This window comes from Rhizobium sp. 01T444, assembly GCF_056398305.1.
Window position 1 is genome coordinate 14,888 of sequence record NZ_JBFTPD010000022.1, and the last position, 13,470, is coordinate 28,357.

Consider the following 13,470-nt stretch of genomic DNA (forward strand, 5'->3'; position numbering starts at 1 on the left):
GAATTGCTTTTGTTCTTACGCAATTCCGAACGGAAAACCGCTGCACAGTTTTCCTGGAACTGCTTTAAAGCCTGGCATAGGCCGCACGGCCATTGTTGAAATCATCGACGAGAGGGGAGAACTTGTGGCTCCCCTCTTCGTGCATGATGAGGGGCGCACGCAGCGATAGCCGCGCGCGCGAACCCTTGATCGCCGTCACGAGGATGCGGACGGCGTTTTCCCCCTCACGCGGATGAATGGCGGTGATCTCGATGCCGCCGAAGCGCCTGCCGCAGCCATCGATGATCTCGGCGATCGATTGCGGCCTCGCGATCAGCGACAATTGCCCGCCCGGTATCATGATGGCGCCGGCCGTGCGTATCCAGCTCTCGAAAAGGCCATCGGTCATGGCATGCGCCTCGGCCTTCAGCGCATCCGGCGTCTTGCGGTCGCCGGCATCATTGAAAGGCGGGTTCATAATAACGTGATCGAAGCTTTCGTCGATCAGGCCTGCGTCATTGCGTGCCTTGGCGGTCAGCGTGACATCGACTTCGACCACCGAGACGCGGCCCGCCATGTGGGCATTGTCCGGGAGTGCCGTGCTGCGGCGAGCGTAGTTTGCCATCTCCGCCGATCGCTCGAAAAGCACGACCTCGGCCTTCGGAAGGCGGGAGGCGACGGCAAGGCCGGCTGCACCCGCTCCGGCACCGAGATCGGCCACTCTTATGGGGCGATCGTCAGCAACGAGGGCCGCCAGCAGCATGGCATCCATGCCGGCACGATGCCCCCTGCCCTTCGGCTGGACGATATGGAAGAGGCCGCGATGAAAGGCGTCTATGGTGTCAGTCACCGCCTGCGTCATCTTTTCACTTCCGCTCGCGCAATTCGCCGCCGAGACCCGCATCGGTAAGGATGCGACGGGCTTGATCGGCCATCGCGTCATCGACCAACAGGCGGCGCGGCAGCATGCCGAGCGAGCCCTCCAGCACGCTCATCCCCTGATCGGCGATGAAGCACGCAATTCCCGCATCCTTCATGAGGCTCTCCGCAAATGAGAGCAGAACGGGATCGTTTGCGCGGATAAGCTCATGCATTTACCGTCATTTTCCCTTCCGAATTTGCTGGCAGCGACAATTCACCCCTTGCCGCCTCCATCGCCCCTTTCTATTGTCAAAGGCAACGAATGAACAGGAGTCCGGGTCGTTGGGCGTGGTCATACCGCTTGAAGAAAACAAAAACAAACTGGCTTCCATCAAGCCGCTGGTGGACCTCACCAAGGCTGACATGGAGCGGGTGAACCAGCTTATCCTTTCCAAGGCCGGCTCCGATGTCCAGATGATCCCGGAGGTGGCGAACCATCTCATCTCCTCCGGCGGCAAGCGCCTGCGGCCGATGCTGACGCTCGCTGCGGCCTCGCTCTTCAGCTACAGAGGCGAGAACCACATCAAGCTCGCCACATCAGTCGAGTTCATGCACACGGCAACGCTGTTGCATGACGACGTGGTGGATGAAAGCGACCTGCGCCGCGGCAAGTCGACCGCGCGGACGATCTGGGGTAACCAGGCAAGCGTTCTTGTCGGCGACTTCCTGCTTGGCCAGGCCTTCCGCATGATGGTCGAAGTCGGCTCGCTGGAGGCGCTCGACGTGCTTTCCTCTGCCGCTTGCGTCATCGCCGAAGGCGAGGTGCTGCAGCTTTCCGTCGCCAAGAACATGGAAACGACCGAGGACGATTACCTCTCTGTCATCCGCGCCAAGACGGCCGCTCTCTTTGCCGCTGCTGCAGAAGTCGGACCCATCGTTGCCGAGACCAGCAAATCCAACCGCAACGCGCTGAAATCCTACGGCATGAATCTCGGCCTCGCTTTCCAGCTCGTCGACGACGCGCTCGATTACGGCGGCAAGGCTGCCGATCTCGGCAAGAATGTCGGCGACGACTTCCGCGAAGGCAAGATCACCCTTCCGGTCATCCTGGCCTATCGCCGTGGCACGCAGGACGAGCGCGCTTTCTGGCGCGATGCGATCGAAGGCGGTAACAGCAGCGATGCCAATCTGGAAAAGGCGCTCGGCCTGATCACCAAATACGGCACGCTGAACGACACGATCCAGCGGGCCGTCCACTACGGCACGATCGCACGGGATGCGCTGGCGCCGCTGCCGGACAGCCCCTGGAAATCGGCCCTGATAGAAGTCATCGATTTCTGCATCGAGCGCGTGAACTGACGCGTGCCTCCGCGAGGGCCATGTCTTTGCAGCAAAGCCGCCGCACGCCTTTGCGCGGCGGCGCTCTAATCAAACGTCCTTGAACGTGGGCTGAATTTCTTGCAGGGCCGCTTCAAAAAAGCCATCCTGTTGTGAATCAGTGTTTGCAACTGATTTTGCGGTTGGCCCATTGAGTCGACCGTCCCTGAAGAAAGGTTTTCTAATGCGGCAGAGATTTGTCACCCGTCTCCTTTCGAGCGCAGCCCTGGCGGCGGTGCTTTCGCTCGGCGGGATCGGCGGTGTGAACGCCGAGGACGCGGCCAAGGCGGATGATGCCGGCACGACCGTGACTTTCGATCCGGACAGCGTTTCCACCTTCTCGGGCGCGTTTCTCGCTGCCCGCACGGCCGATGTGGATCACGATTATCCGACGGCGATCGAGCTCTACAAGAAAGCCTTGCAGATCGAGCCGGGCAATCCGGAAATCCGCCAACGCCTGATGATCTCGCTGCTGCTCAACGGCGACATCAAGGATGGCGTGAAATATGCCAACGACCTCAAGGGCGACCCGACCGTCGAGCGGATCACCACGATCGTGCGCGGCATGGACGCGATGCGCCGCGGCGAGTTCAAGACGGCTGAATCGATCCTGAAATATGACGGGCCGAACGATCTCGACCGCATGATGAACGACCTGCTGCTGGCCTGGGCGCGTGTCGGCGCCGGCCGCGGCAAGGAAGGGCTAACCATGGTCGAGAAGATGAAGGGACCGGATTGGGTCCGCATCTTCCAGAACTACAATGCCGGTGCGATCGCGATCGTCAACGGCGACGTCAAATCTGCCCGCCAGCATCTCAACGATGCCGTGCTGGACAAGGAAGGCGGCGCAACTGCACCCGATACCTTCATGCGCGCCATCATGGCGCTGGCCCGCCTCGAAGCCTCGCAGGGCAACAAGCAGAAGGCGCTCGACGCCGTTTCCGTCGGCGACAATCTGCTGCCGAACTACACGCCGCTGAACGCGCTGCGCGACAGCATCGAAAAGGGCGAGAAGCAGGAACAGCAGGTCAAGAGCGCCGAAGAGGGTGCGGCTGGCGTGCTCTTCTCGGTCGGCGGCGCGCTGAACCGCGATGGCGCCGAGGACATTGTCTCGCTCTATCTGCAAACGGCCAATGCACTCGATCCGAATAGTGCCGACACGCTGGTGCTGCTTGGCGGCATTGCGGAAAAGCAGAACCAGATGGATCGCGCCATCGCGCTTTACCAGAAGGTGCCGGCGAATTCGCCGATGCGTCGCATCTCCGAACTGCAACTGGGTCTCGCGCTCGCGCAGGGCGGCAAGGTGGACGAAGCCCGCAAGCACCTGCAGTCGCTGATCGCTTCCGACCCGACCGATATCAGAAGCTACCTCGCCTATGGCAGCGTGCTTTCCGACGCCAAGGATTATCAGGCGATGGCCGATAATTACGACAAGGCTGTCGAAGTGATCGGGCCGCTGCCGGGCCGCTCGGACTGGAGCGTCTTCTTCCAGCGCGGCATCGCCTATGAGCGGCTGAAGAAGTGGGACCAGGCGGAGCCTAACTTCCGCAAGGCGCTCGACCTCAATCCGGACCAGCCGCAGGTTCTGAATTATCTCGGTTATTCCTGGATCGACATGAACCGCAACCTCGACGAAGGCCTTGGGATGATCAAGAAGGCCGTCGAGCTGCGTCCTGACGACGGTTATATCATCGACTCGCTCGGCTGGGCCTATTTCCGCCTCAACCGTTACAACGATGCTGTCGATGAGCTGGAACGCGCGGCGCAGATCAAGGCCGGCGACGCGACGATCAACGACCATCTCGGCGATGCCTACTGGCGGGTCGGCCGCAAGCTGGAAGCCGTCTATCAGTGGAACCGGGCGCTCGCCTCCGAACCCGAGGAAACCCAGATCCCGAAGATAAAGGAAAAAGTCGCCAACGGCCTGCCTGCGCAGGACGACGACTCCAAGACCGTCGACAAGAAGCAGCCGGACCCGCAGCCGGTGACGCCGCCGCCGCCGGTCGACAAGAAATCCTGAGGCCGCATGCCTGACGGGCTCGGCGATTTCGCGGTCACCGAAGATGCGTGCGCAAAAATCAATCTGGCCCTGCATGTGACGGGCCAGAGGCCTGACGGTTACCACCTTCTTGAAATGCTGGTGACATTTGCTCGCCACTGCGACCGGCTGGGCTTTGCGCCTGCCGATGCGGATGATTTCACGCTTTCCGGCCAATTCGCCGATGTGCTTGCCGATGACCCCGGCACCAATCTGGTGCTGAAGGCGCGTGACCTGCTGCGGGAAGCGGCAGGCGGCGCTCCGCCCGTGCGCATCCATCTGGAAAAGAATCTGCCGGTCGCTTCCGGAATCGGCGGCGGCTCTGCCGATGCGGCAGCGACGCTGCGCGGGCTGATGCGTCTATGGGACGTGACGCTTCCCACTGAGACCGTTGCCGCCCTCGCACTGAAGCTTGGGGCCGACGTGCCGATGTGCCTGAAAAGCACGCCGCTGATCGCACGCGGTATCGGCGAAAAGATAGAGACGGCCGATGCCCTGCCCTCCTTCGCCATGGTGCTCGCCAATCCGCTGAAAGGCGTTTCCACGCCCGAGATCTTCCAGCGGCTTGTCACCAAGAATAATCCTTCATTGGTCCTGAAGAAGACGCCGCACTGGATGGAAGCCATACGGGCGACACGCAATGATCTGGAGATGCCGGCGCGGGAACTGGTTCCCGAAATCGCCGAGATTTCAGGCATGCTCGCGGCAGAAGGCGCGCTTTTCACGCGCATGTCCGGCTCTGGCGCGACCTGCTTCGGCATCTTCGAGACACCCGTTGCTGCGCTGCGCGCCGCTGAGCGTCTTCACGCGGCCCGCCCGGACTGGTATTTCCAGTCGACGGAGACTTTCGCAGGAGGTGCATGATGGCAGGCCTGGACGAAAAACGAGCTTTTATCCCCCTCGGCATTGCGGTTCTGACCGTTTCGGATACGCGTACGCTGGCCGACGACAAATCCGGCGACACGCTGGTGGCACGGATTGTGGAAGCCGGCCATCATCTGGTCGACCGCGACATCGTGCCTGACGACCGCGAGAGGATTACCGCGCGCGTGCGCGCCTGGACTGAAGCCAAGGAGATCGACGTCGTCATCACCACGGGCGGGACCGGCTTCACCGGCCGCGACGTGACGCCCGACGCACTGGAACCGCTCTTCGAAAAGAGGATGGACGGGTTTTCGGCCGTGTTCCACCGCATTTCCTACGACAAGATCGGCACCTCGACGATCCAGTCGCGCGCTACGGCAGGTGTTGCCAACGCCACCTTCATCTTCGTGCTGCCGGGCTCGCCCGGCGCCTGCAAGGACGCGTGGGACGGTATCTTGAAGGCGCAGCTCGACTATCGCCATATGCCCTGCAATTTCGTGGAGATCATGCCGCGGCTGGACGAACACCTCAAGCGCGGCGCGACGAAATAGACTGGTTACAATAGCAGCATCGCTATGTCGCGAGGCCCGGCAGGGCGGGCATCGTTTCCCAGCTATCACCGGACAGCAGCACGCAGCTTATCCCGTGAACGTCCGTGACGACGAGCGTCCATGTGCCGCTTTCGGCGGCATAGACTTCGAGAATGGCGTTCTGGTTAATCAGTCCGACTGCAGTGAGCTTTTCGCCAAAGTTGCTGTCCAGGAAATTGACGATCTCGGATCGGCCTGCGCAACTGCGCATCATCTGCGATGCTGCCGGATGCGGATGCGCGATCACCAATGTCGTCAATATGACGGCCAGCAGGCCGTGGACCATATTGCGTAGCATGACGCACCTCCTTTCGCCGGAAACCCGGCAGAAGAGGAGATTTTCGCTGACCTGTTCTGCCGTTCACCGGCATTCCATGGCCATCCGTTACGAAGCGAGGCGCTTCGGCGGCGCCATAGCCGAATTATAGCGCGAAATCCTATTGGGCGCCATCTTTTCGCAATGTCGAGGAGTGCAGCTATCGCGCGGCGCGGGCGACCCAGGAGGGAATCAATTCGCTGGAGAGTTGGCGCGGCTTCTGTGCCTTGACGAATTCGGTAAGGCGCATGCCGCTCTTTGCAGCTGAAATGGCGAGTTTCTTCGGCATAAGCAGGCCGAGTTCCAGCGGCGGCCTGGCACGGCCGACGCGCTGGAAAAAGGGGCGCCGATAGCCGCGTGAGGCGGTGAAGCGCGCAGGCACCTTATTCAAGGCTACGTATTCCGCGACTTCGTCGATCCAGCCTGCCTGCGGTCTTGCGCCCGGTTCGACGAAAAGCAGCCATTCGCCGCGAGCGGAACGGATGATGTCCTTGATATCCCATTGCGAATGGAAACGGCAGCCGGCGGCATCCGCCACCCGCGAGGTGCCGTCGCGGGAGCCGTGATCGAGCACGACCACGTCACTGACGAGGCCCTCGACGGCGCCCGCCACCAATACCGATAGAGTCTGGGCCAGCTCAGGTTCCTGATCCTGGCATTCAAGAACGACAGTCAACATTGCCTGTTTATAGAGCGCCGCACAAAATTTTGCCAGCACCACTTTCCCCATTTTGTTCTTGCATTGTTCTCTTTTTGCGGATAGGAATATAATCATCAAAACGAGCGGGATCGAGCGTTTTCCGCCGCTGGAGAATCCGATGAGACCACAGTCCCTTGCAGGGCAGGCCGCATTTGCGCCTGCCAATACGGCAGATATTGCCGACGCGATGATCGCAGCCTCGGGGCTGCGCATTGAGGTTGACCGGCGGCGTGGCCGCGGCGCGGGGCTTAATCCCAGCGGCCGCTTCGAGCCAACGCAGCGCGAGACCTTCGATGATGGCTGGCAGACGCTCGAGGAACTGCCGCCCTTCAAGACGGATGTGCAGATCGAGAAGCCGCGCACGGCGATCACCCGCAACGAGTCCCCCGACCTTTCCTTCGATCGGTCGATCAATCCCTATCGCGGCTGCGAGCATGGCTGCATCTATTGTTTCGCCCGGCCGACGCATGCCTATATGGGCCTCTCGGCGGGACTGGATTTCGAAAGCAAGCTGTTTGCCAAGCCGGACGCGCCGAAGCTTCTGGAGCGCGAGCTCGCCAAGCCTGGTTACAAGGTCCGCGTCATCGCGATCGGCACCAACACCGATCCCTACCAGCCGATCGAGAAGGAGTGGCGCATCATGCGGCAGATCCTCGAAGTGCTGAACAAGGCGAACCACCCCGTTGCGATCGTCACCAAGTCGGCGATGATCCTGCGCGATCTCGATATCCTCACGGAGATGGCGGCGAAGAACCTCGTCCGCGTCGGCATTTCGGTCACGACGCTTGACCGCAAGCTTGCGCGCCTGATGGAACCACGCGCCTCGACGCCGACGCGCAGGCTGGAGGCGGTCCGCGGGCTTTCCGAGGCCGGTGTGCGCACGTCAGTGATGGCGGCGCCGATCATCCCGGCGCTCAACGATCACGAGCTGGAGCGCATTCTGGATGCCGCAAAGGCGGCAGGCGCAGAAGAGGCAAGTTATGTGCTGCTGCGGCTGCCGCTGGAGGTGAGCCCGCTGTTCCGCGACTGGCTGCTGCAGAACTATCCTGACCGTTATCGCCACGTCATGTCGCTGGTGCGCTCAATGCGCGGCGGTAAGGATTATGATGCCGAGTTCGGCAAGCGCATGAAGGGCGCCGGGCCTTACGCCTGGCAGATCGCCCGCCGCTTCGAGATGGCAGCAAAGCGGTTAGGGCTAACTAGGCGAAGCCTTGCCCTGCGCGACGATCTCTTCGTACCGCCAAATGGCAGCGGCGTGCAGCTTTCGTTGCTCTGACTGGTTGTTTTACGCAAGTCCGGACGCAAAGCCGCTGCGCACTTTTGCTGGAATTGCTTTTGTTAACGAGCTTGCGTGAGGCGTGAAGAAGACCTGCCCTGCGTCTTCTGTCTTGCGCAATTCCTGCGGATGGCCCTGACCGCACCATCCGCCGGACCGCCCCCGGTCGTCGCCGCCCTGATCCGGGGGCTTGCAGGAAATCGGGTTGGCGTGCGAGTTTCAACCGCATGAAACGTCGCACGTCACCCGATTCTCCTCTGCTCTTTGAAGAGGTACCCCTCGTGCCGGATTTCCGGCTGGAGCTGCAAGCCCGCAAGGCTGGCCACTGGCCTGTCGCGGGTGCCGACGAGGCAGGGCGCGGACCGCTTGCAGGCCCTGTCGTGGCTGCAGCCGTGATCCTCGATCCCAAGCGCATTCCCGAGGGCCTCAACGATTCCAAGCAGCTTTCGGCGCAGAGACGCGAGGAGCTGTTCGTCCAAATTCTTGCGACCGCCACAGTCTCCATCGCCTCGTCCAGTTCCACACGCATCGACGAAACCGATATCCGCAAAGCAAGCCTCGACGCCATGCGCCGCGCAATCTGCGGCCTTTCCATCCCGGCAAGCTATGTGCTGACGGACGGACTGGACGTGCCTGTTGGCCTCGACTGCCCCGGGCATGCCGTGGTGAAGGGCGACGCGCGATCTGTTTCGATTGCCGCCGCCTCCATCGTGGCAAAGGTGACGCGCGACCGAATGATGGCGCGCGCGCATCTGGTGTTTCCCGAATATGGTTTTGCCGCCCATGTCGGATATGGCACGGCGCAGCATCGCTCCGGCATCGAGAAGCACGGGCCGTGCTCGCTGCACCGGATGAGCTTCCGGCCACTCCGCAAGGACGGCGTCGTGGAAGAGCTGAATGGGGAGATGCTGGAGGAGTAAGCTCCAGCGCGGGATCCGCTCCGTTTCCCTGCAAGCCCTGGGGATGGGAAAGTGTCAGAGACACTCGATTGCTGTACCGGCATCGAGGGTTTCTGCAGCAGCTTCCGAAAGGGTGATCCGTTGTTTTCGGCGCAGCCCATCACAGTTTCAGACATCACACTAAGCACAACAGCATCCGCCGAAAACCGAAAAGCCCCGCTGAGGCAGGGCTTTTCTAATCCTATAGAGCAGCAGCTCAGTTCAGGCGGRTCTTCACTTCGCCGACGGCCTGGCCGAAAAGTTCGGACTGGACCTTGGCATCCGCCTGCTTGCCGATGACGGCTTCGGCGGCTGCGATGGCGAGATCGACGGCAGCAGAGCGAACAGCCTTTATCGCGTCGGCTTCGGCCTGCTTGATCTTCTGCTCGGAAAGAGCCGTGCGGTTAGAGACGAATTCTTCCGTCTTCTTCTTCGCCTCGACGGTCAGCATTTCAGCTTCGCGCTCGGCAGCGGCCACGATGTGCGCTGCTTCAGCTTCAGCTTCCTTGCGCTTGCGCTGATATTCCGCGAGCAGGTGCTGGGCTTCCTCGCGCAGACGCTTGGCTTCCGCCAGCTCGTTGCGGATCTGGTCGGCGCGGTCGTCAAGCGACTTCGCCATCATGCCCGGAACCTTCAGGTAGACGATCAGCGCTAGGAAGAGAACGAGGCCAACGAAGGCGAAGAAAGTTGCATCAAAAGCAAATTCCATCGATCAAGCCTCCTTTTTGGCGGCTGCAACGGCAGCGGCGACATCAGACTGGGCAGTGGAGCCGCCGATGAGCTGTTCGACAACAGCTGCTGCAGTTTCCTCGGCGATGGCACCCACATCGGCAAAAGCCTTTGCCTTCACATCGGCGATACGGGCCTCGGCAGCCTTCAGCTTTTCGTTGAGGCTAGCCTCGACTGCGCGACGATCACCCTCGGCCTTTACCTTGGCAGCATCGCGAGCGGCGGTGCCGATCGAGTTTGCCTTGGCACGGGCAGCGGCGAGTTCGCCTTCGTAAGTTGTGACAGCGGCATCGGCCTCAGCCTTCAGGCGGCCAGCTTCTTCGACATCCTGCGAGATGCGATTGTGACGCTGCTCGAGGATCGCGCCGATGCGCGGTGCGATGACCTTTTGCATGAGCAGGTAGAAAATGACGAACGTAATCACCAGCCAGAGAAGCTGGGATGCGTAGGTCGACGAATCGAAAGGCGGGAAAGGCCCACGCGCGTGGCCGCCTTCGGCAACGCCGGTCTCGGTATGGACCTCGCCGGCAGCCGGAGCGGCATGCGCATCCGTCGCGGTTCCCGCCGGTGCCTCTTCAGCGTAGGCCGGGGTCACAAAGTACATGCTCACCTCCAGGTGTACTGCAAATGCAAAGGATCACGGCTCGCTGTTCGCAGGCCGTGATCCATCAATCCACCGATATTAAACGGCGAAGAGGAGGAGAAGAGCGACGAGCAGCGAGAAGATGCCCAGAGCTTCCGTAACGGCGAAGCCGAATACCAGACGGCCGAACTGGCTGTCAGCAGCAGACGGATTGCGCAGAGCGCCGGAGAGGTAGCTGCCGAAGATATTGCCGAGGCCGAGAGCCGTACCGGCCATACCAAAGCAAGCCAGGCCTGCACCGATGAACTTTGCTGCTTCCGCTTCCATGTTGAACTCCTTTGAAATGGTTGTTGCGGCGAATGACTGACGCCCTTTGACGTCGATGTCGTTATCCTTAGTGCCCGCCCGGATGGATCGCGTCATTGAGGTACATGCAAGTCAGCACCGCAAAGACGTAAGCCTGGAGGAAGGCAACGAGGAACTCGAGACCGGTCAGGGCGACGGTCATGATGAGAGGAAGAACGGCTCCGCCGACACCGACAGCACCGAGGGCTCCAAGCGAGGCGACGAAGCCTGCGAACACCTTCAGCGTGATGTGACCAGCGAGCATGTTTGCGAAAAGACGAACCGACAATGAAATCGGACGAGACAGGAAGGAAATGATCTCGATCGAGACAACCAGCGGCAACAGAATGCCCGGCACGCCCGAGGGCACGAAGACATTAAAGAAGTGGAAGCCGTGCTTATAGAAGCCGTAGACCAGAACCGTGCCGATGACGAGGATCGCCAGCGCGAAGGTGACGATGATCTGGCTGGTAATCGTGAAGAAATACGGGAACATGCCGAGCAGGTTTGCCGTCAGCACGAACATGAAGAGCGAAAAGACCAGCGGGAAGAACTGCATTCCCTTGGTGCCCGCACCTTCCTTCAGCATGCCGGCAATGAACTCGTAGGACATTTCGGCGAGTGACTGCGAACGGCCCGGAACAATGGCGCGATTCGTGGTCGAGAAATAAAGGAAGCCAGCAGCGACGGCAGCCGAAGCCACCATGAAGAGAGATGCGTTGGTGAACGAGAAATCAATCCCGCCGATCTCGATCGGCACAATCTTGAAGATCTGGAACTGATGGGTCGGATCGTTTGACACCGGTTGCTCTCTCTCTTTGGCCCGCCCAAGAGGCGGAAATTGCACTGGGCCAGACGGCCCTATTTATCAGCGTTTTGGCGATCCAGGGGTTGGGCGACCTTCCCCGCAGCGCGCAAAACATTCAAAACGCCGGCACAGAATCCAAGAAGCAGAAGAACAATCAACCCCCAAGGCGTCGTGCCAACAAAATGGTCGAAGAGCCAGCCGAGTACAGCACCGACGACGATGGCGGAAATGAATTCGCTCGAGAGCTTCATCGCCTGGGCATAACCTTTACGGCTCTGCTCGGCACTGGCCTCTCGCGCCTCTTCCTTCCTGTCATCGACATGTCTGGAGGCTAGTTCCGCTTCCAGCTGCCGACGGCGCTGCTCAAGACTTTCTTCGCGGTCATCCGCCATCGTGCTCTCCTCCGCTCCCGTCGCCCGCAATCCCGCTACCCCGGTTTTCCGAACCACGGACGCAAAGGTTAAAGAACCCTCCGGCCCGTTCTGAAGTCGCGCGCAACATAGTTTTAGGGATTAGCATAGTCAAGGCGTAGAGAGCTTGTGTCCAGCCATAAAATAACCGCAAAAAATCAAAGATTTAAGCGGAATTTGGCCACTCCCGCCCGATTTCATCGAAAGAATCCGTCTTCGAACGGCGCCGGGCAGCGAAAAATCGGCAATCGGCCGCCCTTTTGCCTCARCTCCAGCCACCACCATAAGTGCGRTAGAAGACATGCATGCCGATACGGCCGACCTTTTCCATGGTCCTGGCCCAATTCGGCCGGACGTAGACGGCATGGTAATGCGTGGCCGACCCCACTTGCGGCAGCCAGATCGTGCCGGCGGTCACGGCCATGGCAACATCGCGGGCGACGCGCCAATGATATTGCGAATTCACACGGTCTCTGATGTTGTCGCAGGCGAAGGAAAACTGGCAGCGATTGCGCCAGTCTTCGTTCTGGTAGACGACGCCGCAAATGGTCTTGGGATAGGCTGGATTGCGGACGCGGTTGAGGATGACCTGCGCGACGGCCGCCTGCCCCTTCACGGATTCGCCGCGCGCCTCGAAATAGATACCTGAAGCCAGGCACTGCTGCTCGCCGGCGGAAAAGACACTTGGCGGCAGGATACTGGCCGCCCAAGCATGGTCCTTCGGGCCGATCTGCGGCACGAAACGGCCTTCATCCCTGTCGGTCAGGATCGAATCGAAAGGCGACTGGCGCGAATAATCCGGTGCTGCAGGTGCATAGGCCGTCGCCAGCACATCCGCCTTATTGCTGGTCACGAGGCTTGCCAGCATTGCCGGTACGGCGTTGTTTTGCTGTGGCACCGGCTGCGTCTTGTAGAAGGCCGTGGCGATCTCGATCTCCTTGCCCTTGATCGTCGGCTTCACGAAGGCAGACTTGTCCTTGAGATCGAAGACCGGGCGGAAGAGGAGCCTGGTGCGCTCAAGGATGGAGCCTGCGGAGAAATCCTTCGGCGGCTGCACCCTTTCGACGGCAACGACGCGGCCCTTCTTCGCATTGCGATTGACGCGATCCTCGTCCGGGATGCCGTCATTGCCCTTCTCACCAGAGACGAAAGCAACCTTGCGGCCGTCGGGCAGCACCATGCCCCCACCGGCGGCGATCGAGCCGGTAGCAGCGGGATCGGCAAAGGCGAGTTCTACCTGGTGGATGGAGCCTGCGGGCGAATTGGTCAGAACCATGCGCCAGCTTTCGCGATCATTGTCGAGACCGGCGAGCATGGTGGCAAGATCGGCATGGGAGGCGACGCTCGGGAAGATCAGCCATCCGGCCACGCCGAAGATCGCGGGAGAGACCCAATTCTGGGGCAAGAGACGCAGCTTGCTGCGGAAGCGGCCATTTCGACGCAACGCGGACTCCGGGCATGGGACGCGGGAACAGTCCCAAGAAAATCTCGCATTAACCTTGATAGCTGGTTAACGACCTGTCCCGGAATATGCCCATGAGGATTTCAGCATATTCCAATGCGACTGACATTTTCGTGAGATGGAGCATCTCGCCCCGTTCATTCCCGGCCGGTCACAGAAATGGGAGAGGACGAGATGGCGCCCTCTCCTTGCTT

16 protein-coding genes are annotated in these 13,470 nt (G+C 60.8%); 6 read left to right on the plus strand and 10 right to left on the minus strand.

The genetic code is table 11. The features are described 5' to 3' along the window. Positions 1–64: 64 nt before the first annotated feature. Positions 65–841, minus strand: coding sequence for a tRNA1(Val) (adenine(37)-N6)-methyltransferase (locus AC1DTN_RS25315; RefSeq protein ID WP_477923099.1), 777 nt, complete (start codon positions 839–841; stop codon positions 65–67). A 4-nt stretch (positions 842–845) separates the two neighbouring features. Further along, complete coding sequence (locus tag AC1DTN_RS25320; RefSeq protein ID WP_477923101.1) at positions 846–1,073, minus strand: putative signal transducing protein; 228 nt, start codon at positions 1,071–1,073, stop codon at positions 846–848. Positions 1,074–1,182: 109 nt separating this feature from the next. Here AC1DTN_RS25320 and AC1DTN_RS25325 point away from each other — a divergent pair, with 109 nt between their 5' ends. The 4 genes from AC1DTN_RS25325 (at position 1,183) to moaB (ending at position 5,670) form a co-directional block, all read left to right on the plus strand. Then, the gene (locus AC1DTN_RS25325; protein WP_477923103.1) at positions 1,183–2,199 is read left to right on the plus strand and encodes a polyprenyl synthetase family protein; all 1,017 of its coding nucleotides are present in this window, start codon (positions 1,183–1,185) and stop codon (positions 2,197–2,199) included. Between the two features lie 202 nt (positions 2,200–2,401). Beyond that, positions 2,402–4,237, plus strand: a complete 1,836-nt coding sequence (locus AC1DTN_RS25330; RefSeq protein ID WP_113321855.1) for a tetratricopeptide repeat protein — start codon at positions 2,402–2,404, stop codon at positions 4,235–4,237. A 6-nt stretch (positions 4,238–4,243) separates the two neighbouring features. After that, positions 4,244–5,119 (plus strand): 4-(cytidine 5'-diphospho)-2-C-methyl-D-erythritol kinase, encoded by an 876-nt coding sequence (locus tag AC1DTN_RS25335; RefSeq protein WP_439014203.1) that lies wholly within the window; start codon positions 4,244–4,246, stop codon positions 5,117–5,119. Beyond that, entirely contained in the window at positions 5,119–5,670 is a 552-nt protein-coding gene (gene moaB / locus AC1DTN_RS25340; protein ID WP_439014202.1) for a molybdenum cofactor biosynthesis protein B, read from the plus strand. Before AC1DTN_RS25335 ends, moaB begins: the two co-directional genes overlap by 1 nt. Positions 5,671–5,692: 22 nt before the next feature. On the opposite strand, the gene AC1DTN_RS25345 is transcribed toward moaB, so the two are convergent. After that, a complete protein-coding gene (locus AC1DTN_RS25345; RefSeq protein WP_113321858.1) occupies positions 5,693–6,007 on the minus strand; it encodes a hypothetical protein in 315 nt (104 codons plus the stop codon). A gap of 178 nt (positions 6,008–6,185) precedes the next feature. Further along, complete coding sequence (locus tag AC1DTN_RS25350) at positions 6,186–6,704, minus strand: glycosyltransferase family 2 protein (RefSeq protein ID WP_113321887.1); 519 nt, start codon at positions 6,702–6,704, stop codon at positions 6,186–6,188. 139 nt (positions 6,705–6,843) lie between these two features. Between AC1DTN_RS25350 and AC1DTN_RS25355 the strand changes: the two genes are divergently transcribed. After that, positions 6,844–8,001 (plus strand): PA0069 family radical SAM protein, encoded by a 1,158-nt coding sequence (locus AC1DTN_RS25355; protein ID WP_113321859.1) that lies wholly within the window; start codon positions 6,844–6,846, stop codon positions 7,999–8,001. A 227-nt stretch (positions 8,002–8,228) separates the two neighbouring features. After that, positions 8,229–8,921, plus strand: coding sequence for a ribonuclease HII (locus AC1DTN_RS25360; RefSeq protein WP_477923106.1), 693 nt, complete (start codon positions 8,229–8,231; stop codon positions 8,919–8,921). Between the two features lie 235 nt (positions 8,922–9,156). Here AC1DTN_RS25360 and AC1DTN_RS25365 read toward each other — a convergent pair whose 3' ends face one another. The 6 genes from AC1DTN_RS25365 to AC1DTN_RS25390 all read right to left on the minus strand — a co-directional run bounded on the left by AC1DTN_RS25365 (position 9,157) and on the right by AC1DTN_RS25390 (position 13,258). After that, on the minus strand, positions 9,157–9,648 hold the full coding sequence (locus AC1DTN_RS25365; RefSeq protein ID WP_477923108.1) for a F0F1 ATP synthase subunit B: 492 nt from the start codon (positions 9,646–9,648) through the stop codon (positions 9,157–9,159). Between the two features lie 3 nt (positions 9,649–9,651). Further along, positions 9,652–10,272: a F0F1 ATP synthase subunit B gene (locus AC1DTN_RS25370; protein ID WP_310378538.1), complete on the minus strand. Its 621-nt coding sequence runs from the start codon at positions 10,270–10,272 to the stop codon at positions 9,652–9,654. Between the two features lie 78 nt (positions 10,273–10,350). Further along, positions 10,351–10,578 (minus strand): F0F1 ATP synthase subunit C, encoded by a 228-nt coding sequence (locus tag AC1DTN_RS25375; RefSeq protein ID WP_003588243.1) that lies wholly within the window; start codon positions 10,576–10,578, stop codon positions 10,351–10,353. A 67-nt stretch (positions 10,579–10,645) separates the two neighbouring features. After that, complete coding sequence (locus tag AC1DTN_RS25380; RefSeq protein WP_037105789.1) at positions 10,646–11,398, minus strand: F0F1 ATP synthase subunit A; 753 nt, start codon at positions 11,396–11,398, stop codon at positions 10,646–10,648. A gap of 59 nt (positions 11,399–11,457) precedes the next feature. Next, positions 11,458–11,796, minus strand: a complete 339-nt coding sequence (locus AC1DTN_RS25385) for an AtpZ/AtpI family protein (protein WP_113321863.1) — start codon at positions 11,794–11,796, stop codon at positions 11,458–11,460. Between the two features lie 283 nt (positions 11,797–12,079). Further along, entirely contained in the window at positions 12,080–13,258 is a 1,179-nt protein-coding gene (locus tag AC1DTN_RS25390; protein WP_477923110.1) for a cell wall hydrolase, read from the minus strand. Positions 13,259–13,470 lie beyond the last annotated feature (212 nt).